Here is a 23998-nt window from a genome sequence, read left to right as displayed (position 1 = left end):
ATCTCCCCACTAGTGGGGAGATTGGCTATCATATCGGCCTTCGCCAATCCCAACATCGAAGGAAGGGGCGAGACCGCCAAACTGCTGATCTCCCCACTAGTGGGGGAGATGCCCGGCAGGGCAGAGGGGGGCGCTGTCCCGCCGGCGTCTCGCAAGAAACTCGTGGGCGCGCCTACCGATGCGAAAGGATATTCACCAGCCTGCCGAAGGGATCGCGCACATAGAAACGCCGCACGCCCCAGGGCTCGTCGGCCGGGCCGTATTCGATGACGAAGCCAGCCTTCTTCATGTCGGCAAGCGCGGCGTCCACATCGTCCACCTCGATCGACAGGTCCGGCACCGGCGTGCCGGATCCGCCTTGCGCCATGAAGCTCACCTGCACATGCATCCGCTCCTCGGAGCCGTAGGTGGCGATCCAGCCCATGTCCATGAGCAGATCGAGGCCGAGCACGTCATGATAGAAGCGCTTCGCCGCCGCGATATCCGTTGTGGCGATGTTGGTTACGATGCGCCGGACCGCCATTGCTCCGGCCCCTATGCCGTTCGCCGCAGCGCCGTCACCTCGATCTCGATCTTCATTTCCGGCTTGTTGAGCTGGCAGACGATCATCGTCGCCGCCGGCTTGATGTCGCCGAAGGTCTTGCCCAGAATGGGGAAGACCACGTCCACGAACGCCTGGTCGGTGATGTAGTAATGCGCCCGCACCACATCAGCCATGTCGAAGCCGCCGTCCTTCAGCGCCTTGCCGATCGTCGCCAGGCAGTTGCGCGTCTGCGCCTCGACCGTTTCCGGCATGGTCATGCTGGCATAGTCGTAGCCGGTCGTCCCGGAGACGAAGCACCAGTCGCCCTGCACCACGGCACGCGAATAGCCGGCGGTCTTTTCGAAAGGCGAACCGGTGGAGATGAGTTTACGCATGGGGGACTCCGCAGGATTATTCAGGTCATTTTGCAGGCAAGAGGCCGAGCCGGCCATGGGCCAAGCCGGTCGGACTGTTGTCACCATGTGGCGATATGCAACCTCGGAGATTGGCCAGAGCATCCCCCGCATCGTCATCCTGTGGCGAAGCAAGGAGCGAAGCGACGCAGCGTAGACCATAGGATCCATGCCGTGACATCAAGGCGTTGCCGCCGTTCAGAATTCTACCCCGCTGCGCCCTGTGATCGCGATCACGGCATGGATCCTCGGGTTAAGCCCGAGGATGACGAAATTGGAGTAGCGAAATCCAATTCGCCGAGCCCAGCGCTTTGTCCAGTGAATTTACGCATAAGGAACCTCGCGGATTGTTCAGGTCATCTTGCAGGCAAGAGGCCGATCCGGCCATGGGCCAAGCCGAGGCGGACTGTTGTCACCATAAGGCGATACGCAACCTCGGAGATTGGCCAGAGCATCCCTCGCCTCGTCATCCTATGGCGAAGCAAGGAGCGAAGCGACGCGGCGCAGACCATAGGGTCCATGCCGTGACATCAAGGCGTTGCCGCCGTTCAGAATTCTAGTCCGCTGCGCCTGTGATCGCGATCACGGCATGGATCCTCGGGTCAAGCCCGAGGATGACGAACGTGGAGTAGCGAAATCCAATTCGCCGAGCCCAGCGCTTTGTTCAGTGAATTTACGCATAAGGAACCTCGCGGATTGTTCAGGTCATCTTGCAGGCAAGAGGCCGATCCGGCCATGGGCCAAGCCGAGGCGGACTGTTGTCACCATAAGGCGATACGCAACCTCGGAGATTGGCCAGAGCATCCCTCGCCTCGTCATCCTATGGCGAAGCAAGGAGCGAAGCGACGCGGCGCAGACCATAGGATCCATGCCGTGACATCAAGGCGTTGCCGCGGTGCAGAATTCTAGTCCGCTGCGCCTGTGATAGCGATCACGGCATGGATCCTCGGGTCAAGCCCGAGGATGACGAACGTGGAGTAGCGAAATCCAATTCGCCGACCCCAGCGCTTTGTCCAGTGAGTTTACGCATGAGGAACCTCGCGGATTGTTCAAGTCATCTTGCAGGCAAGACGCTGATCGGCCATGGGCCAAGCCGGTCGGACTGTTGTCACCATGGGGCGATACGCAACCTCGGAGATTGGCCAGAGCATCCCCCGCATCGTCATCCTATGGCGAGGCAAGGAGCGAAGCGACGCAGCGTAGACCATAGGATCCATGCCGTGACATCAAGGCGTTGCCGCCGTTCAGAATTCTACCCCGCTGCGCCCTGTGATCGCGATCACGGCATGGATCCTCGGGTCAAGCCCGAGGATGACGTCGAAAATCTAATTCGGCGAGCCCAGCGCTTTGTCCAGCGCTTCCTTCACGTCGGCAGGCCATGTCGTCACCGCTGGCCATGCGTTCGGCTGGCCATTGTCGCCGCGGCGGGCGAAGTAGAGCTTGTGCTTGGCTGGGTCGACCGCCATGAAGCCGTCATTGCCGCCGCAATCATGCGGTACGCAGCCACTGGCGTAGAAGACGCCCGAAGCGGTCTTTTCCGTGCCGCCACTGACCAGCAGGCTAGTCGCCATGTCGGACATATCCTTACCCAGCAGCTTTTCGGCTTCCTTGTAGACGGCCTCATTGTGGAAGGCGTCGATGATGTTGTCGTATTTCGACGGGTCGATATCCTTCCAGTCGGTGCCGGGCTCCGGCATGTAGGTCAGATTGCCCGATGTGGTCAGCCCTGATGTCGGCGACCACTGCAGCGCCCGCTTCTCATCCCCGGGCAACAGGTAGGGAACAAAATAGATGGCGTTGTCGGAGACAGCTGCCGGCGGCGCGCCGCATTGGTCCTGCTCGACCGTTGTGGTCTGGATTTCACCGTCTTTCGGCTTCCAGACGATGACCTTGGCAGGGCCGCATTGATTGCCGCCATCGCCGACATCCACCAGCGCGACATTGACATCGCCGATCTTGACGATCTTGTCGAAGAAGACGTCGTAGTTGCTGGCGAGCTCCTTGCCGTCGAAAGCCAGCACCTTCTCGCCATACTGTTCCTTCTGGGTGATGGTCAGTTGGCCGCCCTCGAACGGCACCGGCGCCTGCTTGTCGTCGTCGGTAGCGTCGGCGGCGTTCGTTCCCTGGCCGGCGGCCGGCTGATCCGTTGCCGGCGCCGGCTGCGCGGCGGGCGTCTGTGTCTGCGCGAACAGGCTGCTGGCCGACGCCAGCAACAACGCCAGTCCGCAAGCGCCGGCAAGAAGCGAACGTGTCATGACTGTCCCTCCCTTCAGTCGCCGCCAACCCGGCCTGGAAAGGCCGGCCTATCCGTTCCGGACGGTGCCGCTCAGGCCCAGGGGCGCTGTTCGGCGTTGCGCGTCTCGAACGCGGCGATGGCGCCGGCCTTCTCCATGGTCAGGCCGATGTCGTCGAGGCCGTTGAGCATGCAGTGCCGCTTGAACTCGTCGAGGTCGAACTTGACCACGCCGCCATCCGGACCCCGGATTTCCTTGGCTTCGAGGTCGACCGACAGGGTGGCGTTGGAGCCGCGCGAGGCGTCATCCATCAGCTTCTCCAGGTCCTCGGGGCTGACGGTGATCGGCAGCACGCCGTTCTTGAAGCAGTTGTTGTAGAAGATGTCGGCGAACGAGGTCGAGATGACGCAACGGATGCCGAAATCGAGCAGCGCCCACGGCGCGTGCTCGCGGCTCGAGCCGCAACCGAAATTGTCGCCGGCGACGAGGATCTGCGCCTTGCGGTAGGCCGGCTTGTTGAGCACGAAATCCGGGTTTTCCGAACCGTCGTCATTGTAACGCATTTCGGCGAACAGGCCGGTGCCAAGCCCGGTGCGCTTGATCGTCTTGAGATAATCCTTGGGGATGATCATGTCGGTGTCGACATTGACGATCGGCATGGGAGCGGCGACGCCGGTGAGCTTGGTGAATTTTTCCATGGCTTTGGCCCGTGTTTTCGTTGCGGGGATTTTGCTGGGGCCCGGTTTACACAAAGCCGCGGGCAAATAAAAGGCAACTGTTTGTCCGCCGGCATCGGGCCGAGCAAAAACGGCTTCGAATCCATGCCACGATGGTGCACTCTGGCGCGATGTCGGAAAACCCCCAGGTCCTCTACGCCCGTGAAACTGGCCTCGGCGTTGCCGAATTCCGCCGCGTGCTGGTGGACTCCGGCTTGGGCGAGATCCGCCCCGTCGACGACGCCGACAGGCTGCAAGCGATGCTGTCGGGCGCCAATCTGGTGCTCACCGCGCGTCTCGACATCGAAGGCAAGCCGCTGATCGGTGTTATCAGAGCCGTGACGGACTTTTCCTGGGTCTGCTACATCTCCGATCTCGCCGTCTCGCCAGCCGCGCAAGGGCTTGGCGTCGGCAAGGGCCTGATGGACGAGGCGCGGCGACAGCTCGGACCCTGCGTCGCCATCAGCCTGGTTTCCGTGCCCGACGCCGCCGGCTTCTACGAGCGCATCGGCATGAAACGCATGCCGGACGCCTTCTGGTTCTCCCGCGAACGCTGATTTTTCTCCTGTGACCGCATCTGGCCGGCAAAGACGCACGATCTTGCCGCTTGACATGCAACCAAATGGTTGCATATTAAAGCCATGAGCATGGATGCCGTCTTTCGCGCCCTGGCCGACCCAACACGCCGGCAATTGCTTGACAGCCTCCATGCCAGGAACGGGCAGACGCTGAACGCGCTGTGCGCGGAGATGGACATGACACGCCAGGCGGTGACCAAGCATCTGACGGTCCTTGAGGAGGCAAACCTCGTCACCACCATCCGCAAGGGTCGTGAGAAGGAGCATTACCTCAACCCGGTTCCGATCAACGAGATCGCCGAACGCTGGATCGGCAAATTCGAGCGGGGACGGCTGACCGCCCTCAGCGACTTGAAGAAACGCCTTGAAAGGGACGAACCATGAGCAACGCCTTCGTTTATGTGACCTACATCCGCACCACGCCCGAGAAGCTGTGGGAAGCGCTGACCGATCCGGAATTCAACCGGCAGTTCTTCCTCTGCTCCTATCAGGAGAGCGATTGGAAAGTGGGCTCCAGCTGGAAGCTGATCTTTCCCGACGGTCGCGTCGCCGACAGCGGCGAGATCCTCGAGATCGACCCGCCGCGGCGCCTCGTCATCAAATGGCGCAATGAATGGATGCCAGAGGTGAAGGAAGACGGCTACACGCGCTGCACCTTCACCATCGAGCAGGACGGCGAATTGATGAAGCTTGCCGTCACTCACGAGGCCGATGGGCCGCACAGACTGATTGGCAATGTCGCCAAGGGGTGGCCGCTGGTGCTGGCCAGCCTCAAGAGCCTGCTCGAGACCGGCAAGGGTTTTGAGCGCCCGCCATCTAAAGGGTGATCATTCCGGGAGCGAAACATGCCATGGAGACAGCGATGCATCTCCCCACCCTGCATGCCATGAGCAATGGCGACACCGTCTTCGCCACTGTCGACCTCAGTGCTTCGCCAGAGCGCGTCTTCCGTGCGCTGAGCACCGATCAAGTCGAACTATGGTGGGGATCCGTCGACACGTACCGGATGGTCGACTGGTCGGCCGATCTCCGTGTCGGCGGCCGCTGGACGGTTGTCGTCCGCACGTCAGACGGCAGCGACCTGCCGGCCGGCGGCGAATTCCTCGAGATCGAAGCGCCGCGCCGGATCGTGCAGACGCGAGCTTACGCATGGGACCATCCAACGCTTGGCCGGCGGCAAACCAAGGTCGCCTGGTTGCTGCAACCTGTCGCCGCCGGCACGCGGCTCACCATTTGCCACGGCGGTTTCGCCGGCTTGGCGGAAGCCGCCGCCGAGCATGCCGATGGCTGAGCGCGGGTGCTCACCTGGCTGGCGGGATATTTTGACTCGCAAGGGCGTGCGGCTGCTTAAAATAGCGCGCGCCGCAGCGATACGGTTCTGCCTTGACCTTCACGTCAGTCGAGCCACATCACCAGGCATGACAAACCGCAGAACGTTCATAGGCACGGCGGGCTGGGGGATTTCCACGCCATACAAGGATGATTTCCCGCAGTCCGGTTCCCGTCTCGTACGCTATGCCACGCGGCTGCCCATCGTCGAAATCGACACCTCCTTCTACAAGCCGCACCGTCGCGAGACCTATGAACGCTGGGCGCGTTCGGTGCCCGGGGATTTTCGCTTTGCCGTCAAGACACACAAGGCCGTCACGCATGAGCGCCGCCTTGTCGGTTGCAACGATCCCCTGGAAAGCTTTCTCGAACAGGTCGAAGGTCTCGGCGAGAAATTGAGTGTGCTTCTGGTCCAGTTGCCGCCGAGCCTTCCGTTCGAGGCGGACATCGCGCAGGGTTTTTTTGACCTGCTGCGCAGCCGGACCGAGGTCAGGCTGACCTGCGAGCCGCGCCATCCCAGCTGGTTCGATGCCGATGCGGAAGCGCTTCTGGCCGCCTGTCATGTCGCGCGCGTCGCCGCCGACCCGGCCTCTGTGCCGGAAGCCGCGGTGCCTGGCGGATGGTCGGGCCTTGCCTATTTCCGCTGGCACGGCGTGCCGCGTGTCTATTATTCGGACTACGATGCCGAGAGCCTCGACCGGATCAGCCGGCAGATTGATGAAGCAGCCGCTTCCGGGGCGGAAGTCTGGTGTATTTTCGACAACACAGCCCAAGGGCATGCCCTTGGCAATGCCATCGCTGTTGACGAGATGATCTGTCCAGCGTCGCCATGCTAGAGCGAAGCAAGGAGCAAAGCGACGCGGCGCAGACCTCAGGATCCATGCCGCGACGTTGGAATTTCACGGCGGTGCAGAATTTTTACCGGCAATGCGCGCCGATCGGTGCGCCTTTTCATTCTGCGCCGTTGGAGCCCACGGCAACAGTCACGGCATGGATTCCAGGGTCTCCGCGACGTCGCTTCGCTCCTGCTCCTCCCTGGAATGACGAAGAACCTGAGACGTCTTGGCAAATCCCGAAGATCGTCCCGTATTGCCCTCAGATCACATTCAATTCCCGGAACGCGCGCCCTTCGGCGACGCGCTCGTATCCGAACGCCGAGCAATCGATCGTCCGGTAGCCGCCATGCACGATCAGCTCGGCCAGCGCCTTGCCGACCGCCGGCGCCTGCTGCAAGCCGTGGCCGGAAAAACCGTTGGCGAAAAGGAAATTCCGCACCTCGGGGTGCGGGCCGATCACGGCGTTCTGGTCGAGCGTGTTGTAGTCGTAATGGCCGGCCCAGGCGCGGGTCGGCTTGATCGCCTCGAAGGCAGGGATGCGGGTCGCCAGAACCGGCCAGATCACCTCTTCGAAAAGCGGCCAGTCGACCTCGAAATCGCCGGGATCGGCAGGGCCGTCGCCCTCTTCCGGTTCGGCGCCGCCGGTGAGATAGACCGAGCCTTCCGGCCTGACATAGATGCCGGATGGGTCGACCAGCAGCGGCATATCGGCATATTTCTCGCGCGCCTCGAAGACGAAGACGTTACGCTTGCGCGGCTCGACCGGCAGCTCGAGCCCGGCAAGGGCGGCGATCTTGCCGGCATTCGGCCCGGCGGCGTTGACGACAATGCCGGCCTCCAGCGTCTCGCCATTGTCGAGGCTCACGCCGGTCACCTGATTGCCCTGCCGCGCGATGCCGGTGACATCAGCCTTGATGAAATCGATTTTCTTGTCCCGCAGCGCCTTGCGAAACAGCATCAGCATGGCATGCGCGTCGAACCAGCCCTCGCCGGTGCGGCCATAGGCGCCGGCGGTGATGCCTTCTGCCGACAGCCAGGGGAAACGACGCGTCAGCTGGTCGGCATCCTCGAAAAGGATGTCGGCGCCTTCGGCGACCTGCGCCTCATGGTTGGCCTTGAGGATCGGCAGCCCCTCCTCACCGGCAAGAATGAGATAGCCGCCCTCGCGAAAACCGATATCGGCATCGGAACCAAAGGCCTCCTTCAGCCGCCGGAACAGCTGCAGCGTGAATTGCGACAGGCGGATGTTTTCCGGAATTGAGAATTGCTGACGGATCGAGGCCATGGATAGCGTCGTCGCGGCATGGGAGAATTGCGGATCGCGTTCGATCAGCGCGATCGAGCCGGAAAACCCTTCCTCGCGCAGATAATAGGCGATCGAGGATCCGACGATGGCCCCGCCGATGATGACGATGTCGTAGCGCACGCTTATGCCCTTTCCGAGTCGAGCCGCGATCGTGGAGCTAGGCGGCAGGCAAGACAATCTCGAAGCGCGTGCCGCGCTCGCTGTCAACCAGCCGGATCATACCATCATGCGCTTTCAGGAGGGCCAGCACGATGCCGAGCCCCATGCCGGTGCCGCCGGACTCACGCCGCGTGGTGAAGAACGGCTCGAAGATGCGCGCCCGGTTGCTCGGTGAGATGCCGGCGCCATCGTCCCCGACCAGTACCACGGCCCTGCCGCCGGCGCTTGCGGCGGTGATCGAAACCAGCGTCGCGCCGTGCCTGGCGGAATTGTCGATGAGATTGCCTAGCACGATTGCCGCGTTCTCGGCCGATATGCGCAAGGTCAGATCGCCGCCCGCCTCGACGCGAACCGCCAGCCTGGTGTCGACGGGAAGCAGCGCCAGCGCCGACCTGACCGAGGTGCTCTCGCCGCTGGGCGCGAGATTTTCGGCGCGCGCCAGGTCGAGCAGGCGCCGGACCAGCAGGTTGAGGCGCCCGGCATCGGTGACGATGTTGCCGGAGAAGCGCCGCCGCTCGTCATCGTCCATGGCCGAGCCGGAATCACGCAGCAGCTCGGCCGCGCCCTGGATCGCCGTCAGCGGCGACTTGAGCTCGTGCGAGACATGGGTGGCGAAGGTCTGGATGCTGTCGGAGCGCGCCTGCAGCTTTTCCGCCATGTCGAGGAAAGCGGCGGAAAGCTCGGCCATTTCGTAGGTGCCGTGATGGTCGAGCGGCCGGATCGCATCGCGCTCGCCGGCGGCGATGCGCTGGGTGCGGTCGATCAGCGCATAGATCGGTCGGCTGACGGTGCGCAGGAACACCAGGCCGATGAGCAGCGTGCCGCCGAGGATGGCGATGGCCGCCAACGTCACCTTGCCGCGCTCGCCATAGAGATGCTTGACGATGTTGTTGGGCGTCCGCGAGACATAGACTACGCCGGCGACGTGGCCGTCGACGGCCACGGGCAAAGCGACGAAGACGCGCACCCTGGTGCCGCGGCTGACCGAATAGAGCGGCGGCGCCGGCTGGTCGGAAATGCGCAGCCTGAGCGCGCTGCCATAGCGGCCGTCAAGCGCGGCGCGCACCTCCTGGACCTCGGCCAGCGACTGCCCGACCTCGTCGCGCCCGGCGATGACGACACCTCGGGGATCGAGCAGCCGGAAGCCGGCCAGCGTGGTTTTCTGCGTGGCGTCGAGAATGCCGGACAGGCGCGTGCCGATCGCGGCGAAGGCGGGATCGGCGGTCGCTTGCACTGCCGCCGGCCGTGTCGGAAGCACATAATCCGAAGCGAGATCGAGGCGCGGCTCGATCGGCCGGTATGGCCCGTCGGGATTGGTGTCCCGGCTCGCGCTTGCACCAGCCTGCGGCATCGGCGCGCCGAGCTTGTCCGGTAGAATGCCGGCGTCGCGCACCTCCTGCGCATAGATGGCGGCGATGGCAGCCCCTTGCGCGATCAGCTCCGCCTCGGTCTGGCGGATCAGCTGGTTTTCATAAAGGCGGAAGAAGAACAGGCCGACCAGCGGCAAGGCCATCACCAGGATCAGGATGGCAACGACGACGGTGGCAAGGCGCGGCCGCCATTTGCGGCCGATCCATTTGCGCGAAGCTGTCAGCCGCATCGGCCGAGCCGGAAGCCGACGCCGTGCACGGTCTCGATGACCTCGGGGCAACCCACCGCCGCCAGCTTGGCGCGGATGTTGCGGATATGGCTGTCGACGGTCCGGTCGGCGACATGGATCTTGCCGGCATAGGCACTGGCCATCACCGCGTCGCGGTCGAGCACATGCGTCGGCCGCGTCAGAAACCCCTTCAGGATCGAGAACTCGATGCCTGTCAGGGCAAGCGGCTTGCCGTCGAAGCTGGCGCTGTGACTGGCCGGCGCCAAGGCGAGCTTGCCATGGGCGAACTGCCTGTCGTCGACCGGCTCGGGCGGTGCGGGGCGGGCGCGGCGCAGGATGACGTTGACGCGGGCGACCAGCTCGCGCGGGCTGAACGGCTTTGTCACATAGTCGTCGCCGCCCATTTCCAGGCCAAGGATGCGGTCTATTTCTTCGTCGCGCGCGGACAGGAACAGCACCGGCACATCCGAACGCTGCCGCAGCCGGCGGCAGACCTCCAGCCCGTCCATCTCCGGCATGCCGATGTCGAGCACGACAAGGTCGGGCGGGCGCCGCTCGATCGCCTGCAGGGCGGCGGCGCCATCTGAAACGGCGGCTGTCTTCATGCCGGCCTTTTCCAGCGCGAAGCAGATCACTTCGCGGATATGCGGGTCGTCGTCGGCGACGAGGATGTGATGCGGCATGGATCAGCGGCCCGGCGCGAAGGGTTCGGATATGGAGGGAATCACAGGTAGCGCCCTGGTGTCGAGATAGAAGAGCAGGCGCCAGTCGCGAAAGCTCCAGGCGCGCCAGTTTTCCAGGGCGCTGCGGTACCATCCCTCGTCGACGCCACGCAGTCTGGCGAGTTCGCGTGTAGCGCCGGCTCCAGCCGTCCTGCCCTGATGATCGAGGAAGCGATCGAGCGCCGGAAACGCGCCCGGACCGAGCGAGCGCAGATACCAGCCGTCGAGGGGGATGCCTTGTCCGGTCATTTCTTGGGAATGGTCGACATTGTAATTGGCGATCGTTGCCGCGAAATCGATGAAGCAGCAGGCATAAAGCGTCGCCGATAGCGTCAGAAGATTGGCGGACGAGAGCCATTCATTGGATTTTCCGAGCGCGATGCGGACGATGATCAGGGCAAGCCCGGCCGCCACCAGCCCCATCCAGACGAGGCCGCAATAGGCCAGCACGACGACGCCCAAGCGGCTGCCATGGCCCGGCGCGGCGGTGAACGGTGGCGTCACGGTCTGATCTTCCCGAGAACTTGCAGCCGGGCTGTCGGCGGGCGTTTGCGGATGAAAGGAATGAGGATCGCCGCAGGCCGCGCGCGTGGCGGGTCGACCAGCCACCAGCCATCGCTGCGCAGCCGGTAAGGCAGGGACCACGGGAGTTTGACTGGCTTATGCATGCCGCCTGTCTGGCAGGTCGGCCGGGAGGCGGCAGGGCGGATCCGAGGAGATTTTCGGCAATCGCGTGCAGTTTCCGTGCAGGACATATGGCGGCTTGCCTCGACCAGCCGCAACCGGCATAGATCGGATCATGACGACCAAACCCTATCGCCCGCGCCGCTCGGTGCTCTACGTCCCGGCCTCCAACGACAAGGCGCTGGCCAAGATCGAGCAGCTTTCCTGCGATGCCGTCATCATCGACCTTGAGGATGCCGTCGCCCCGGTCGACAAGACCGCCGCCCGCGACCGGCTGGCCGGTATTTTCGCCAACCATCCGGAGGCCGGCACCGGTGGCCGGCGCCGCGAGATGATCGTGCGCGTCAATGCGCTTTCCAGCGAATGGGGCACAGACGATCTGATGGCCATGGCGAAGGCGGAGCCGGATGGCATTCTGCTGCCCAAGGTCGACACGCCGCGCGACGTGCTCGAGGTCGGCGATGTGCTGGACGACAATTTCGCCCCCGACAGCGTGAAACTATGGGCGATGATCGAAACCCCCAAGGCCATGCTCAACCTCGGCGCCATCGCCGAGCTTGGCCGCGACCCCGGCTCGCGGCTGGCTTGTTTCGTTGCCGGAACGAATGATCTGATCAAGGACACCGGCGTGCTGGCGACGCCCGACCGCCGCTATCTCGTGCCATGGCTGATGCAGATGCTGCTGGCGGCGCGGGCCGGTGGCCTCGACATGCTTGACGGGGTGTTCAACGATTTTCGCGACGCGGAAACCTTCGCCCGGGAATGCGGGGAAGCCGCCGCCATGGGGTTCGACGGCAAGACGCTGATCCATCCGGCGCAGATCGAGGCGGCGAACCGCGCCTTTGCGCCATCCGCCGCGGCGATGGCCGAGGCCCGCGCGGTGAAGGACGCCTTCGCGCTTGCCGAAAACGCCGGCAAGGGCGTGATCGCGCTGGACGGCAGGATGATCGAGCGGCTGCATCTGGCGCAGGCCGAAAAACTGCTGGCGAAGGCCGCCGCCATCGGCGCATGATCCGGCTAAGCTGTTCACGACAGGACCTGAACCATGAAACTCTACCGCTTTCTGACTGCCCCGGACGACGCCAGCTTCTGCCACAAGGTGACGGCGGCGCTGAACAAGGGCTGGCACCTGTTCGGCTCGCCGACCTACGCCTATGACAAGAAAGCCAAGACGATGCGCTGCGGCCAGGCGGTGGTGAAGGATGTCGACGGCCAGGAATACGGCCCGGACACCAAGCTCAGCGATTGGTAGGAAAAGCCTGGGTCCCTCACTCTCCTCGTCATCCTAGAGCGAAGCAAGGAGCGAAGCGACGCGGCGCAGACCCTAGGATGACGAAAGCGTTGGTTACTCCGCAGCTTCCTCGATCCGCTCCATGTCATCGTCCGACAGGCCGAAATGGTGGCCGATCTCGTGGATCAGCACGTGGGTGACAATGTCGCCCAGCGTTTCCTCGTTTTCGGCCCAGTAGTCGAGCATGGCGCGGCGATAGAGCGTGATTCGGTTCGGGCCTTCGCCGGTCTGCGGGTTCCAGCGTTCGGCGATGCCGCGCCCCTCGAACAGGCCGAGCAGGTCGAACGGCGTTTCCAGCGACAAATCGTCCATGATCTCGTCGGTCGGGAACTCGGCGATCTGGATGACGATCTCGCCGGTCAGCTTGCGAAACTCCTCCGGCAGATGGGCGTAGGACTCCAGCGCCAGGAACTCCAATTCCTCCATCGAGGGCGAGAACTGGTCGTGCCAGGTGCGGGTCTTGTAGATGCGGGCCATGCTTTATCCTTTGATCCCGGCATATAGGCTTTCGCACCGGTAGAGGCAAATCGAGCGGCCGCCACGCCCCTAAACTTCGCGTACCCAATCAGATATGAAGCATGCGGAACGATTCCCTAGCGGTCGATTCGCGCTCGCTTGATGAGGCCGAAGAGTACGGCCTGTTTATGGGTCTCATGGGTGAATACCCGCGCCTCGCCTACAGCATGAAAGCCGTTCGCAAGGCGGGCGACCGGCTGGCGGAGCCTATTAGGTTCGGGCGAGACCTCACTGCTGGACAGTACGCGGAAGCAATCGAAACCTTCTCAATCGCCAATAGTTGGCGCGACTCTCACTTCCTGCCGATGCGGAGCGTTCGGTTTTCAGTCACCCACCACATAAAGAAATTGCATTTGAAGGGGGATATGGCGTCCCGACCAAAGCGAATGGCATCTATTCGCCGGAAACTTCGAGAGTCCACCGCTGACTTGGACACTATGAACGACATCGGTGGTTGCCGGGCGATCATGGCCGACATCAAAGGGGTTCGCGCGCTTCTCGCGTCGATGCGAGATAAGTTCCCTCATGAAATCCACCATCGAGAATTCAATTACATCGATGAACCGAAGCTGGATGGCTATCGAAGCCATCACATGGTTTTCAAGTATCGACCTAGGAGCGCCGACACTGAGGCCTTCGAAGGGCGACGAGTAGAATTGCAGGTTCGGACCAGACTCCAGCACTCATGGGCGACTGCCGTTGAGGCTGTCGGGTTATTCCGTGGCGAAGATTTGAAGCACGGAAAGGGGGAACAGGACTGGCTGCGCCTTTTCCAACTCATGTCCGCTGAGTTCGCCTATGTCGAGGAAAGCCCGACCCATGCCGATATTCCGAGCCACAATAATCGGGTCTGGGAGTTACGCGATATTAACAGGCGGATAGGTGCGACCAACACGCTGGAAAACATCAAGAATCTTACGCACTACTCCGAAAATTTCGTGCAGCCGACAGAGAAATCTCGGTACTATTTGCTCCGTTATGGCAAAGACCATAACGTGTCGGTCTCGCCTTTCTGGACCATAACGTTAGGCGCCCGAAGCTTGGAAGATATCGAGCAAAAAATCGAGTTGGGTGAAAATGATGCTAAGGTTGTATTGGTTGAGGTAGATAAGGTCGATAAACTTGTAGAAATGTACCCGAACTACTTCGGAGACGTGTCCTTATTTGTTCGTAATCTGAAATCTATATGCACAGGGCAAGCCGCTATCGAATATAGTCTAGCACCGCAGCAGGTTGTCTCCCCTAAGCCATACGAAAAGCCTGACTATGGCTGGCTTAAGCGCCGCTTCCGTTTGAAGTAGGGCCATCGGTCTTTCGCGGCAGAATGCGACCAAGAGCCCGCTCGAAATCCTTACCGCTTCGTCAGCTTCAATCTCCCGAGCGGTTTGCTTGGCCCACTCGGCGTGCCAACCACACCATCAAGGGTGCGGCCGACGCGCGCCTTCATCGTTTCACGCCAATGGCTACGCTGCGGACTCAAAATACTCGATCCCTAGGTACGTCATAAGGAATAAATTCCTTCTGACTCTGCTTGACTCTTCCGGTCGCCTCTGGAATCTATGGGAACATAACAGGAACAATTGTGAGTGGAAGCTGACCGTCATGGCGATGAACGCCGTGGCGCGGGAGACTGTTTTTGCCCTGCGCCGCCAGATCGCGAAGATCGAGGGAACGCTGCCCGAGCGCCTGCAGGCGCCGGTCGCGGCGCCCCTTGGGGCTGACGCCAGCGCTGATGCCCCGTCCAACGCCGATCTCACCATCGTCCGGCGCGGCAAGGCCGCGGCCTTGCCGGATGCCTTTCTGCCCATTGGTGTCGAGCGCCTCGATGCCGCCCTGAGCGGCGGCCTGCCGAAAGCCGCGCTGAGTGAAATCCATGGCCTGGAAACCCGCGATGCCGGGGCTGTCGCCGGCTTCGCCCTGTCGCTCACCAGCCTGATCCTCAAGCAGGCGCAAGGGCTGCCGGTGCTGTGGATCGGCACCACGGAAATCTTTCGCGAGGCGGGCTTTCCCTATGCCAGGGGGCTTCATGCCTCGTTCGGCATCGAGCCCGGGCAATTGCTGTTTTCCGAGGCGCCGAGGCTTCTCGATGCGCTGTGGGTCGCCGAGGAGGCCGCAAGGATGACGGCGCTCGCCGCCGTCATTCTCGAAATTCGCGGCAACCCGCAGCGGCTGGACCTGACCGCGACGCGGCGGCTGCATGCCAGGGCGATAAGTGCCGGGCGGCCGGTGTTCCTGCTGCGGCAGGCGGCCGAACCCGAACCGACGGCGGCACCTGTCCGCCTCATCGTCTCGCCGGCGCCGGCCCTGCCGCGCGCCACGGTCGCCGGGCCGCTCGCCGGCTCGATCGGCCGCCCTGCCTTCACCATCACCATCGGCAAGAGCCGCACGGCCCTGCCTGGACAATTCACACTGGAGTGGAACCCCGATGAACGCGTATTCGACGAAAGATGGGGCGAAGAAAGACGGGCCCGGCAACACCGGACAGAGAATCCTGTCCCTGTGGTTTCCCTATCTCGCGGCCGAAAGGATCCTGCGGCAGCGTCTGGGGCGGTCCTGGCGTTCCCGCCCGTCGGATCACCCACCACTCGTGATCAGCCATCGCCAGGGCAACGCGCAGCGCATCTCGGCCCTCGACGAACGGGCTGAGGCGCTGCACCTCAAGCGCGACATGGGGATTGCCGATGCGCGCGCCATGCATCCGTCGATCGACATCGTCGAAGCCGATCCGGAGGCCGATCGCCGCCTGCTCGAAGGCCTTGCCGACTGGTGCGACCGCTACACCCCGCTGGTGGCGCTGGACGGGGCGGACGGCCTGTTTCTCGACGTCACCGGCTGCAGCCATCTGTTCGGCGGCGAACGTGCCATGCTGGACGACATCCTGTCGCGCTTCTTCCAGCAGGGTTTCGATGTCCGCGCCGGCCTTGCCCCGACACCAGGGGCGGCCTGGGCGGCGGCACGGTTCTGCGGCGACCGCATCGTTGCCGGCGGCGAGGAGGAAGCGCTGCTCGCGCCCTTGCCGCTGGCCGCATTGCGCATAGCACCGGAAACCCGCGCCAGCCTGGAAAGTGTGGGCCTGCGCACGGCGGGCGCCGTCATGGCCACGCCGCGCGCGCCGCTTGCCCGCCGCTTCGGCGCCTCCCTGCTTTTGCGCCTCGACCAGGCGCTTGGCCGTCTCGACGAGGCGGTCTCGCCACGTCTGCCCGTCGCGCCGCTTTCGGTCGAACGCCATCTCGCCGAGCCCGTCACCTTGACCGAGGACATCGAACGGCTGGTGGGCCTGCTGGCGACAACCTTGAAGACCGATCTCGAGCGCCGCGGCGAGGGCGCTCGCTCGCTGGCGCTGCTGCTCTTCCGCGTCGACGGCGCCGTCAGCCGCATCGCCTTGGGCACCTCGCGGCCGATGCGCGAACCCATGCTGATTCAGAAACTGTTCCATGAAAGGCTGGCCGCGCTCGAGCAGGACATCGATGCCGGCTATGGCTTCGACCTGGTGCGGCTTTCGGTGTTGGCCGCCGCCGCTTTCGAGATGCCGCAGGCCGATCTGACGGGCGAGACAACCGATGACGGCGCCGATATCGCGCTGTTCGCCGACCGCATCCGCGCCCGGCTGGGCGAGGGCGCGATCCTGCGGCCCGTCGCTGTCGAAAGCCATCTGCCGGAACGCGCCGTAGCCATCATTCCTTTCACCGAAGCGCCGCGCCGGACCACGCCGCCGAGGAAGCCGGACAGGATGCAGGCGCCGATGACCATTTTCCCGCCGGAGCGGCCGATCCGGCTGTTCCGCGCGCCCGAGCCCATAGAGGTGCCGGCCACCGAAATGCCCGAAGGGCCGCCGCGGCACTTCCGCTGGCGCCGCGCGCTCTACCGGGTGACGCGTGCCGAAGGTCCGGAGCGCATCGCCGCCGAATGGTGGCGCGAAGCGCCAGGCGACGCAGCGGCATCGACACGCGACTATTTCCGCATCGAGGATGCCGACGGCCGCCGCTACTGGCTCTACCGGCAAGGCCTTTACGGCAGCGTCTCCCAGATCCCGCCGCGCTGGTTCATGCACGGGGTCTTCGCATGAACGCACTGACCATCATCCCCTATGCCGAGTTCGGCATCCAGTCGAATTTCTCCTTCCTGCGCGGCGCCTCCAAGCCAGAGGAGCTGGTGGTCGCGGCCAAGCTCCTGGGCTTTCCGGCGATCGGGCTTGCCGACCGCAACACGGTGGCCGGCGTGGTGCGCGCCTGGCAGCAGGCCAAGGTCGAAAAGCTCTCCTATCACCCCGGCTGCCGGCTGGTCTTTGGCGACGGCACGCCCGACATTCTCGCCTATCCCAGGGACCGCACGGGCTGGGGCCATCTGTGCCGCATGCTCACCCAAGCCAATCTGCGCGACGAGACCGAGAAGGGCGCCACCCTTCTCCAGCGCGGCGACCTGCTCGAATGGGGAGACCGGATGTCGCTGGCGGTGCTGCCGGATCTGACGGCGGGCGCGGAAGACAGCCTCGCTTTGCTCCGCCAGCTCAAGGACCGTTTCGGCGGAGCCCTGCGCCTTGGCGTCTCGCCCTGTTATGCCGGCAATGACCATTTCCGGATCGAGCAGGCGGCGGCGTTTGCCGAGGCTGCCGGCATCCCGCTGATGGCGACCAACGACGTCCTTTACCACACGGCCGAACGCCGCCCGCTGCAGGACGTGCTGACCGCGATCCGCCTCAACACGCCGGTGGCTGAAGTCGGGCTGGAACTCACCGCCAATGCCGAACGCCACCTCAAGCCGCCGCTGGAAATGGCCCGCCTGTTCCGCAGGCATCCGCGGGCGCTGGCCGAGACGCTGCGGTTCGAGGAAGAACTCACCTTCTCGCTCAGCGACCTCCAATACAATTACCCCGACGAGCCGACGGAATCTGGCCTCGGTCCGCAGGCCGAGCTGGAAAGGCTGGCGCGGGAAGGTGCGGCCAGGCGCTTCCCCGGCGGCGTCCCCGCCAGCGTCATAAAACGCATCGAGGAAGAACTCGCCCTCATCGAACGCCTGAACTACGCGCGCTACTTCCTGACCGTCTATGACATCATAAAATTCGCCCGTAGCCAGAACATCCTCTGCCAGGGACGCGGCTCCGCCGCCAATTCCATCATTTGCTTCTGCATCGGCATCACCGAGGTAGGCCCGGACAAGATCGACACACTCTTCGAGCGCTTCATTTCCGAAGAGCGCAACGAGCCGCCCGACATCGACGTCGACTTCGAGCATGAGCGGCGCGAAGAGGTCATGCAGTACATCTATTCGAAATACAGCGCCAAGCGCACCGCGCTCGCCGCCGCCGTCATCAGCTATCGCGGCCGCTCGGCACTGCGCGAAGTCTCCAAGGCAATGGGCCTGTCGGAGGATGTCCGGGCGTCCCTGTCCGGCTCGATCTGGGGCTGGTCGACATCCGAGCTTGGCGAGAAGGAAGCCCGGGCCGGGGGGCTCGACCGCAGCGATCCCGTATCGCGGCACGTGATGGAGCGCGCCAACGAGATCATGGGCTTTCCCCGCCATCTCTCGCAGCATGTCGGCGGTTTCGTCATCACCAGGGACCGGCTCGACGAGATCGTGCCCATCATCAAGACGGCGATGGACGAACGCAAGATGGTCGAATGGGACAAGGACGACCTCGACGCGGTGAAGATCCTCAAGGTCGATATTCTGGCGCTCGGTATGCTGACCTGCCTGCAGCGTGCCTTCACCCTGCTTGAGACTCATTACGGTGTCAGGGACGAGTTCGACAGGCCATTGACCCTGGATACAATCGCCAAGGAGGATCCTCGCGTCTACGACATGATCTGCCGTGCCGACACACTCGGCGTTTTCCAAATCGAATCGCGCGCGCAGATGTCGATGCTGCCTCGGCTCAGGCCACGCACTTTCTATGATCTGGTCATCGAAGTGGCGATCGTGCGGCCCGGTCCGATCCAGGGCGACATGGTCCATCCCTATCTGCGCCGTCGGCAGGAGAAGGAAAAAACCGAGTATCCCAAGCCGGAACTGAAAGAGATCCTCGGCAAGACACTCGGCGTGCCGTTGTTCCAGGAGCAGGCGATGAAGATCGCCATCGTCGCCGGTGGCTTCAAGCCAGGCAAGGCCGACGAACTGCGCCGCGCCATGGCCACTTTCAAGCGCACCGGCACCATCGGCAACTATCGCCAGCAGATGATCGACGGCATGACGGGCAGGGGCTACGAAAAGGAGTTCGCCGAGCGCTGCTTCAAGCAGATCGAGGGTTTTGGCGAATATGGCTTTCCCGAAAGCCATGCCGCCTCCTTTGCGCTCCTCGTCTATGCCTCATGCTGGTTCAAGACCTTCTATCCCGACGTGTTCTGCGCCGCGATCCTGAACTCGCAGCCGATGGGGTTCTACCAGCCGGCGCAGCTGGTGCGCGACGCGCGCGACCATGGCGTCGATATCCGCGAGGTCGACGTCAATTATTCCGTCTGGGACTGCATCCTCGAAAAGGCGCCTTTCGAGCCGGCCCGCATCCTGCCGCGCCATGCCGAAATGCGCGGTGTCGTCCAGACGGATCATGCGGTGCGGCTCGGCTTCCGGCAGATCAAGGGACTTTCCCAGGAACGCATGGAGGCTTTCGTCGCGCGGCGCGGTGCAGGCTACGAAACCGTCCGGGACGTTTGGCTGCGCTCCGGCCTCGATGTCGGCGAGATCGAGAGGCTGGCGCAGGCCGATGCCTTCCGTTCGCTCGGCCTCGACCGCCGTGCCGCGCTTTGGCAGGTGCGTGCGCTCGACGGCAAAAGTGCAGCCGAAAAGCTGCCGCTGTTCGACCAGCCGGCGTTGCGTCTGCGCGAGCTGGAACCCGCGACGAAGCTGCCGAAAATGCCGCTCGGCGAGCATGTCATCCATGATTACCGCTCGCTCGGCCTGTCCCTGAAGGCGCATCCGGTCGCTTTCCTGCGCGAGCGGCTCGACCGGGCCGGCATCATCCCCAACGCCAACCTGCCTTCCGTGCGCGACGGCAGGCGGGTTTCGGTTGCCGGTCTGGTGCTGGTGCGCCAGCGCCCCGGCAAGGGCAATGCGATCTTCCTGACGCTGGAAGACGACAAGGCTGTCGCCAATGTCATTTTCTGGGAGAGAACCTTTACCCGCTTCCGGCCTATCGTCATGGGCGCGCGGTTCGTGAAGGTCAGCGGGAAATTGCAGTCGGAATCCGGTGTCATCCATATCGTCGCGGAAAAGATCGAGGATCTGACACCCTGGCTGACCGTCCTGCTGGAGAAGGTCAGCGCGGCCGGCCCGCCTGCCATACGACACGCCTCTGGGGAAGGTCGGGATCGCACCAGCCAATCCGGACTAAGGAACGCGCCGGCCGATCAAAGTCTCGCAACGCTGTCGGAAGAAGCGGAAAGGGTCATGCCCAAAGGGCGTAATTTTCAATAGAGCCAGGGCAGGGGCATATGGATTCTTGCGAAGAGGACCCCCACCTTAACCCTCCCCACAAGGGGAAGGGAATGCTGCCGCGCGCCTTTGCTTCCGCCTTGCCATCTAAAAACATGCTCAATTGCCCGGATCGGCGTCAACGGAGTCTCCCTCCCCCCTGTGGGGAGGGGTTAGGGGTGGGGGTACTCGTAAAGCAAAAGCCTGAGCCTCCCATATGCGATTGCCCTGCCCGCAACGGAAATTGGCCGTCATCACCGCTTTTAAAACCAGGCTGGACGGCGAAGCTGCCGATCTCCCCCCAAGTGGGGGAGATGCCCGGTAGGGCAGAGGGGGGGCGCTGTCCCGCCAGCCTCCGGCAACACCTGCATCGCAGCGATGCGCGCCACTCAGCTCGGCCCGCTCAGCCGCGGCGGCGTTACGGGCAAAACGTCCTCCGCCGACAACGTCCGCGCTTCCGAGGGCAGCATGATCGGGATGCCGTCGCGTACCGGATAGGCGAGCTTGGCGACCCGCGAGACCAGTTCACCCCGCTCCGGATCCCAGGCCAGCGGCCCCTTGGTCAGCGGGCACGCCAGAAGCTCCAGCAGCTTCGGGTCGACACTGGCCTTCCTTCCGTCGCGTCCATCCGCCGCCATCACGGCCTCCCTCAACCAACTGCCGACCTGAGATGTGTTGGTATTCGGGTAATGCCGGCCTGCAAATAGCGGCATCACCTGAATATCGGCACATCTCATTGCAGGCTCGAGCCAAAATCCTCATTCTCGCGCGCCAGCGCCATTTCGGTGATGGCGATCAGCGTCTCCGCCCTTGTCTTCAGGTCAGCGGCCTCGAGTAGCGCCTGTTTCTCGGCCGGCCCGTAAGGCGCCATCATCGACAGGGCATTGACCAGCATGGCGTTTTCGGCACGGCTGACGCTTTCCCAGTCGGCTTCGAGATCATTGGCTTGCAGATAGGCGCGAAACGCCTTGAGCAGGGCGGGCCGATCGATCTCGTTCGCCGCCTGGTCGTCACCGAGATCGGCCAGGAACGGTGCCGGCTTGACCTGGCGGAACGGCGTCTTGACCGTCAGCTCCTGGCCGATACGGAACCGGCACACGCCCTGCAGCGAGATCAGGTAGCGGCCATCACCGGTCTCGGAAAAGGCGATGATGCGCCCGGCGCAGCCGACATTGCACAGCTCCGGCTCGCCATCCTCGCGCAGCGCGCCGTCGAGACTGGGCTGGATGATGCCGATGAGCCGCGAGCCGGCCACCGCCTGATCCACCATCTGCAGGTAGCGTGGTTCGAAGATGTTGAGCGGCATGCGGCCGCCGGGCAGCAAAAGCGCTCCCTCGAGCGGAAAGATCGGGATCGCTGACGGCAGATCCTTGGCGAGCCGGTAATGCGCGTTTCCCGCTTGCACCTCATTCCTCCGATCGCTTCACCTAACGCATGTCGCCCAAAAATGACCTCGGTTTTGGGAGGACGACATGCATAAAAACAAAGACATAGTGCGTGTCCACGCCCGATCCGCCTTTGCCTGCCGGGATCACCGGCCCGCCGAAGCCAGCTTTCTAATCTGGCGCAGTCGGCGCCGCCCGCAAGCCCGTGCGACGAAACGGCCTCGGGTTCAGGAAAACAGCAGCGACGACAATTTGCGCCGGGCGGCCAGCGTCGCCTCGTCGGTCATGCCCCAGGCTTCGAAGAAACGCAGCAATTGCGCCTTGGCGCCGTCCTCGTTCCACGTGCGGTCGGCCTTGATGATGGCCAGGAGATTGTCCGCCGCCGCCATGCGCTCGCCTCGCGCGTTCTGGATCATGGCCAGGTCGAAGCGCGCCTGATGGTCGTTGGGATTGTCGGCCAGCCGGCGCTCGAACTCGGCCGGGTTGCCCAGTTCCGCCGCCTGTGCGGCGAGCGCCATCTTGGCGCGCAGCGCGGCAAGCGCCGGGGCGTCCTTCTTGGCCTCGGGCGCGGTTGCCAGCAGCGCCTCGGCGCCTTCAGCGTCACCGGCCCCGAACAGGATCTCGCCCAATCCGGCGATCGCCTCGATGGTCTCGGGCGCCTGCGCCAGGACGGCGTCGTAGATGTCGGCGGCGGCCTGCATATCGCCGGCGTCGCGCGCCTCGGTCGCCGCGGCAATCGCCTCGGCCACGGCCGGCGCGCCATTGCCCTTGCCGCCGACCTTGTCGATGAACTGGACGATCTGGCTTTCGGGGATGGCGCCCATGAAGCCGTCGACTGGCTGACCGTCCTTAAAGGCGATGACCGCCGGAATCGACTGGATGCCGAGCTGGCCGGCGATCGAGGGGTGATCATCGATGTTCATCTTGACCAGCTTGACCTTGCCGCCGGCCGCCTTGACCGCCTTTTCCAGCTGCGGGGTCAGCTGCTTGCAGGGCCCGCACCACGGCGCCCAGAAATCGACCAGCACCGGCTGGCGGCGCGATTCCTGGATGACGTCGGCCGCGAAGGCGGCGGTCGTTGTGTCCTTGATAATCTCGCCGGTTGCAGGGGCGGCCGCCGCCTCCCCAAACGCGGCGTTGGCGCGCGCGGGTTCGGTTCCGCCATACTGCACCGTGGTGGCATACTGGCCGCCATTGCTGCCGAATGACCCGCCAAACCGATTGTTGTCGCTCATCTCGTCACCCTTTCGGTCGCGCCGCCGGCCAGCGGGCAGGCGCAATGTCCTCAATTGGAAGTCGGTTTCGCCATCCATGTGGCGATCATGCCGAGACTTTCAAGATAGCAGCATCATGTCCGGTTGCCTCGACGAATCTGATGAGATCGGCCGCCGCGATCGATGTCGTCGCCTCATTGGTCAGCGGATGGGCGTTGATGACGGCATGGTCCATCAAATCCTTGTCGAGCACCAGCCTGACCTTGTTTGCCGTATCGTTGATGACGCCGAAGACGGTGACCGCGCCCGGCGTGACGCCGAGCAGCTCCATCAGCATCTCCGGCTTGCCGAAGGAAACACGGCTGGCGGCGCCGATCAATTGATGGATCTGCTTGAGATCGACAACCGCGTCCTCGCCGACGGTGACGAGGAAGAAATTATCCTTCTTGTCCTTCAGGAACAGGTTTTTCGTGTGCTCGCCGGTGATCTCGCCGCGCAGCGCCTGCGAATCGGCGACGGTATAGAGCGGCGGATGGCGTTTCGTCGAAACGGCGATGCCGAGTTCGGCGAGAAAGGCAAGAAGCTCGGTTTCGGTCTTCGGCATTGGGTTTCTTCTTCGGCTGGTTCCAGCCATGCCGTTTACGGCCAATGAGGCGCCCGACACAAGACCACCGCGCGTCAGGGCGCACAAATCGACCCTGTGCCGGCAAGTCTCGCTGGCGTCATCGCGTTACGTCAAAAAAGGCTGCGATTTCCCTGTTGCAATCGCCGCGCTCTTCAGCCATATAGGCCCGGCTTGCGGCCAAGGGCCGTGTGAGCGGGTGTAGCTCAGGGGTAGAGCACAACCTTGCCAAGGTTGGGGTCGAGCGTTCGAATCGCTTCACCCGCTCCAGTTTCCTCAAGGAAATCAAGCATTTAAAGCGGCCACCTTCGGGTGGCCGTTTTGCTTTTCAGTTCGTGTCGCCACCTTGTCGCCACGCTGCTGCAAATTGAACCGGCGCTGGACTACGAATGACCGCACGGCTACCGCGTGGCGGTGCGCGTTTTTAACTTCTGGCATTCTGTTCGGAGGGGTTGGGGGCATAGGG

At 63.5% G+C, this 23998-nt stretch carries 25 protein-coding genes and 1 tRNA gene; 12 read left to right on the top strand and 14 right to left on the bottom strand.

The window, feature by feature from the left end; genetic code table 11:
• Positions 1-172 precede the first annotated feature (172 nt).
• The 4 genes from FJ938_RS17970 to leuD all read right to left on the bottom strand — a co-directional run bounded on the left by FJ938_RS17970 (position 173) and on the right by leuD (position 3868).
• Complete coding sequence (locus tag FJ938_RS17970) at positions 173-523, bottom strand: VOC family protein (RefSeq protein WP_140695918.1); 351 nt, start codon at positions 521-523, stop codon at positions 173-175.
• Between the two features lie 11 nt (positions 524-534).
• Positions 535-918, bottom strand: coding sequence for a RidA family protein (locus FJ938_RS17965; protein ID WP_140695915.1), 384 nt, complete (start codon positions 916-918; stop codon positions 535-537).
• A gap of 1343 nt (positions 919-2261) precedes the next feature.
• Positions 2262-3191, bottom strand: a complete 930-nt coding sequence (locus tag FJ938_RS17950; RefSeq protein ID WP_140695909.1) for a hypothetical protein — start codon at positions 3189-3191, stop codon at positions 2262-2264.
• Positions 3192-3262: 71 nt separating this feature from the next.
• Complete coding sequence (gene leuD, locus FJ938_RS17945; RefSeq protein ID WP_140695906.1) at positions 3263-3868, bottom strand: 3-isopropylmalate dehydratase small subunit; 606 nt, start codon at positions 3866-3868, stop codon at positions 3263-3265.
• A gap of 149 nt (positions 3869-4017) precedes the next feature.
• Here leuD and FJ938_RS17940 point away from each other — a divergent pair, with 149 nt between their 5' ends.
• The 5 genes from FJ938_RS17940 (at position 4018) to FJ938_RS17920 (ending at position 6629) form a co-directional block, all read left to right on the top strand.
• Entirely contained in the window at positions 4018-4443 is a 426-nt protein-coding gene (locus FJ938_RS17940; protein WP_140696081.1) for a GNAT family N-acetyltransferase, read from the top strand.
• A gap of 90 nt (positions 4444-4533) precedes the next feature.
• Entirely contained in the window at positions 4534-4848 is a 315-nt protein-coding gene (locus FJ938_RS17935; protein ID WP_210242662.1) for a helix-turn-helix domain-containing protein, read from the top strand.
• Entirely contained in the window at positions 4845-5291 is a 447-nt protein-coding gene (locus FJ938_RS17930; RefSeq protein ID WP_140695900.1) for an SRPBCC family protein, read from the top strand. Before FJ938_RS17935 ends, FJ938_RS17930 begins: the two co-directional genes overlap by 4 nt.
• 35 nt (positions 5292-5326) lie before the next feature.
• Complete coding sequence (locus FJ938_RS17925; RefSeq protein WP_140695897.1) at positions 5327-5755, top strand: SRPBCC domain-containing protein; 429 nt, start codon at positions 5327-5329, stop codon at positions 5753-5755.
• 127 nt (positions 5756-5882) lie between these two features.
• Positions 5883-6629, top strand: a complete 747-nt coding sequence (locus tag FJ938_RS17920; protein WP_140695894.1) for a DUF72 domain-containing protein — start codon at positions 5883-5885, stop codon at positions 6627-6629.
• A gap of 259 nt (positions 6630-6888) precedes the next feature.
• Here FJ938_RS17920 and FJ938_RS17915 read toward each other — a convergent pair whose 3' ends face one another.
• From FJ938_RS17915 to FJ938_RS17900, 4 genes are read right to left on the bottom strand one after another with little or no spacing between them, the layout of a single operon-like run.
• Positions 6889-8055 carry an FAD-binding oxidoreductase gene (locus FJ938_RS17915; RefSeq protein ID WP_140695891.1) on the bottom strand — a complete coding sequence of 389 codons (1167 nt, stop codon included), beginning with the start codon at positions 8053-8055 and terminating at the stop codon, positions 6889-6891.
• A gap of 37 nt (positions 8056-8092) precedes the next feature.
• Positions 8093-9694: an ATP-binding protein gene (locus FJ938_RS17910; RefSeq protein ID WP_140695888.1), complete on the bottom strand. Its 1602-nt coding sequence runs from the start codon at positions 9692-9694 to the stop codon at positions 8093-8095.
• Positions 9685-10377, bottom strand: coding sequence for a response regulator transcription factor (locus FJ938_RS17905; protein ID WP_140695885.1), 693 nt, complete (start codon positions 10375-10377; stop codon positions 9685-9687). Before FJ938_RS17905 ends, FJ938_RS17910 begins: the two co-directional genes overlap by 10 nt.
• A gap of 3 nt (positions 10378-10380) precedes the next feature.
• Positions 10381-10920, bottom strand: coding sequence for a DUF4153 domain-containing protein (locus FJ938_RS17900; protein ID WP_348642285.1), 540 nt, complete (start codon positions 10918-10920; stop codon positions 10381-10383).
• 295 nt (positions 10921-11215) lie between these two features.
• Between FJ938_RS17900 and FJ938_RS17895 the strand changes: the two genes are divergently transcribed.
• Together FJ938_RS17895 and FJ938_RS17890 are read left to right on the top strand one after the other, a co-directional pair.
• The gene (locus FJ938_RS17895) at positions 11216-12112 is read left to right on the top strand and encodes a CoA ester lyase (RefSeq protein WP_140695882.1); all 897 of its coding nucleotides are present in this window, start codon (positions 11216-11218) and stop codon (positions 12110-12112) included.
• Positions 12113-12145: 33 nt separating this feature from the next.
• On the top strand, positions 12146-12352 hold the full coding sequence (locus FJ938_RS17890) for a DUF1737 domain-containing protein (RefSeq protein ID WP_027145959.1): 207 nt from the start codon (positions 12146-12148) through the stop codon (positions 12350-12352).
• 93 nt (positions 12353-12445) lie between these two features.
• On the opposite strand, the gene FJ938_RS17885 is transcribed toward FJ938_RS17890, so the two are convergent.
• Positions 12446-12868 carry a metallopeptidase family protein gene (locus tag FJ938_RS17885; RefSeq protein WP_140610249.1) on the bottom strand — a complete coding sequence of 141 codons (423 nt, stop codon included), beginning with the start codon at positions 12866-12868 and terminating at the stop codon, positions 12446-12448.
• A 101-nt stretch (positions 12869-12969) separates the two neighbouring features.
• Here FJ938_RS17885 and FJ938_RS17880 point away from each other — a divergent pair, with 101 nt between their 5' ends.
• From FJ938_RS17880 to FJ938_RS17860, 4 genes are all read left to right on the top strand, one after another.
• Positions 12970-14208: a RelA/SpoT domain-containing protein gene (locus FJ938_RS17880; protein WP_246673389.1), complete on the top strand. Its 1239-nt coding sequence runs from the start codon at positions 12970-12972 to the stop codon at positions 14206-14208.
• A 301-nt stretch (positions 14209-14509) separates the two neighbouring features.
• The gene (locus tag FJ938_RS29995) at positions 14510-15553 is read left to right on the top strand and encodes a hypothetical protein (RefSeq protein WP_140695879.1); all 1044 of its coding nucleotides are present in this window, start codon (positions 14510-14512) and stop codon (positions 15551-15553) included.
• Positions 15495-16973: a DUF6504 family protein gene (locus FJ938_RS17865; RefSeq protein WP_140695876.1), complete on the top strand. Its 1479-nt coding sequence runs from the start codon at positions 15495-15497 to the stop codon at positions 16971-16973. The genes FJ938_RS29995 and FJ938_RS17865 overlap by 59 nt, the downstream gene beginning before the upstream one ends.
• On the top strand, positions 16970-20314 hold the full coding sequence (locus FJ938_RS17860; RefSeq protein ID WP_140695873.1) for an error-prone DNA polymerase: 3345 nt from the start codon (positions 16970-16972) through the stop codon (positions 20312-20314). Before FJ938_RS17865 ends, FJ938_RS17860 begins: the two co-directional genes overlap by 4 nt.
• A 386-nt stretch (positions 20315-20700) precedes the next feature.
• On the opposite strand, the gene FJ938_RS17855 is transcribed toward FJ938_RS17860, so the two are convergent.
• The 4 genes from FJ938_RS17855 to FJ938_RS17840 all read right to left on the bottom strand — a co-directional run bounded on the left by FJ938_RS17855 (position 20701) and on the right by FJ938_RS17840 (position 23514).
• Positions 20701-20949, bottom strand: coding sequence for a Trm112 family protein (locus FJ938_RS17855; RefSeq protein ID WP_140695870.1), 249 nt, complete (start codon positions 20947-20949; stop codon positions 20701-20703).
• A gap of 95 nt (positions 20950-21044) precedes the next feature.
• On the bottom strand, positions 21045-21716 hold the full coding sequence (locus tag FJ938_RS17850; RefSeq protein WP_140695867.1) for an LON peptidase substrate-binding domain-containing protein: 672 nt from the start codon (positions 21714-21716) through the stop codon (positions 21045-21047).
• 207 nt (positions 21717-21923) lie between these two features.
• Positions 21924-22931, bottom strand: coding sequence for a thioredoxin (gene trxA, locus FJ938_RS17845; RefSeq protein ID WP_140696076.1), 1008 nt, complete (start codon positions 22929-22931; stop codon positions 21924-21926).
• An 85-nt stretch (positions 22932-23016) separates the two neighbouring features.
• A complete protein-coding gene (locus tag FJ938_RS17840) occupies positions 23017-23514 on the bottom strand; it encodes a prolyl-tRNA synthetase associated domain-containing protein (RefSeq protein ID WP_140695865.1) in 498 nt (165 codons plus the stop codon).
• Between the two features lie 213 nt (positions 23515-23727).
• On the opposite strand from FJ938_RS17840, the gene FJ938_RS17835 reads away from it, so the two are divergent.
• Positions 23728-23802 (top strand) — tRNA-Gly (locus tag FJ938_RS17835).
• A gap of 15 nt (positions 23803-23817) precedes the next feature.
• Here the strand turns inward: FJ938_RS17835 and FJ938_RS29700 are convergent.
• On the bottom strand, positions 23818-23998 hold a 181-nt coding region (locus FJ938_RS29700), incomplete at its 5' end, for a hypothetical protein (RefSeq protein ID WP_210243420.1).

Origin of the sequence: Mesorhizobium sp. B2-4-14 (assembly GCF_006442155.1) — a bacterium.
Classification (GTDB): Bacteria; Pseudomonadota; Alphaproteobacteria; order Rhizobiales; family Rhizobiaceae; genus Mesorhizobium.
Note: the sequence above shows the minus strand (reverse complement) of the source record. Positions and strands in the feature narration are given on the sequence as shown.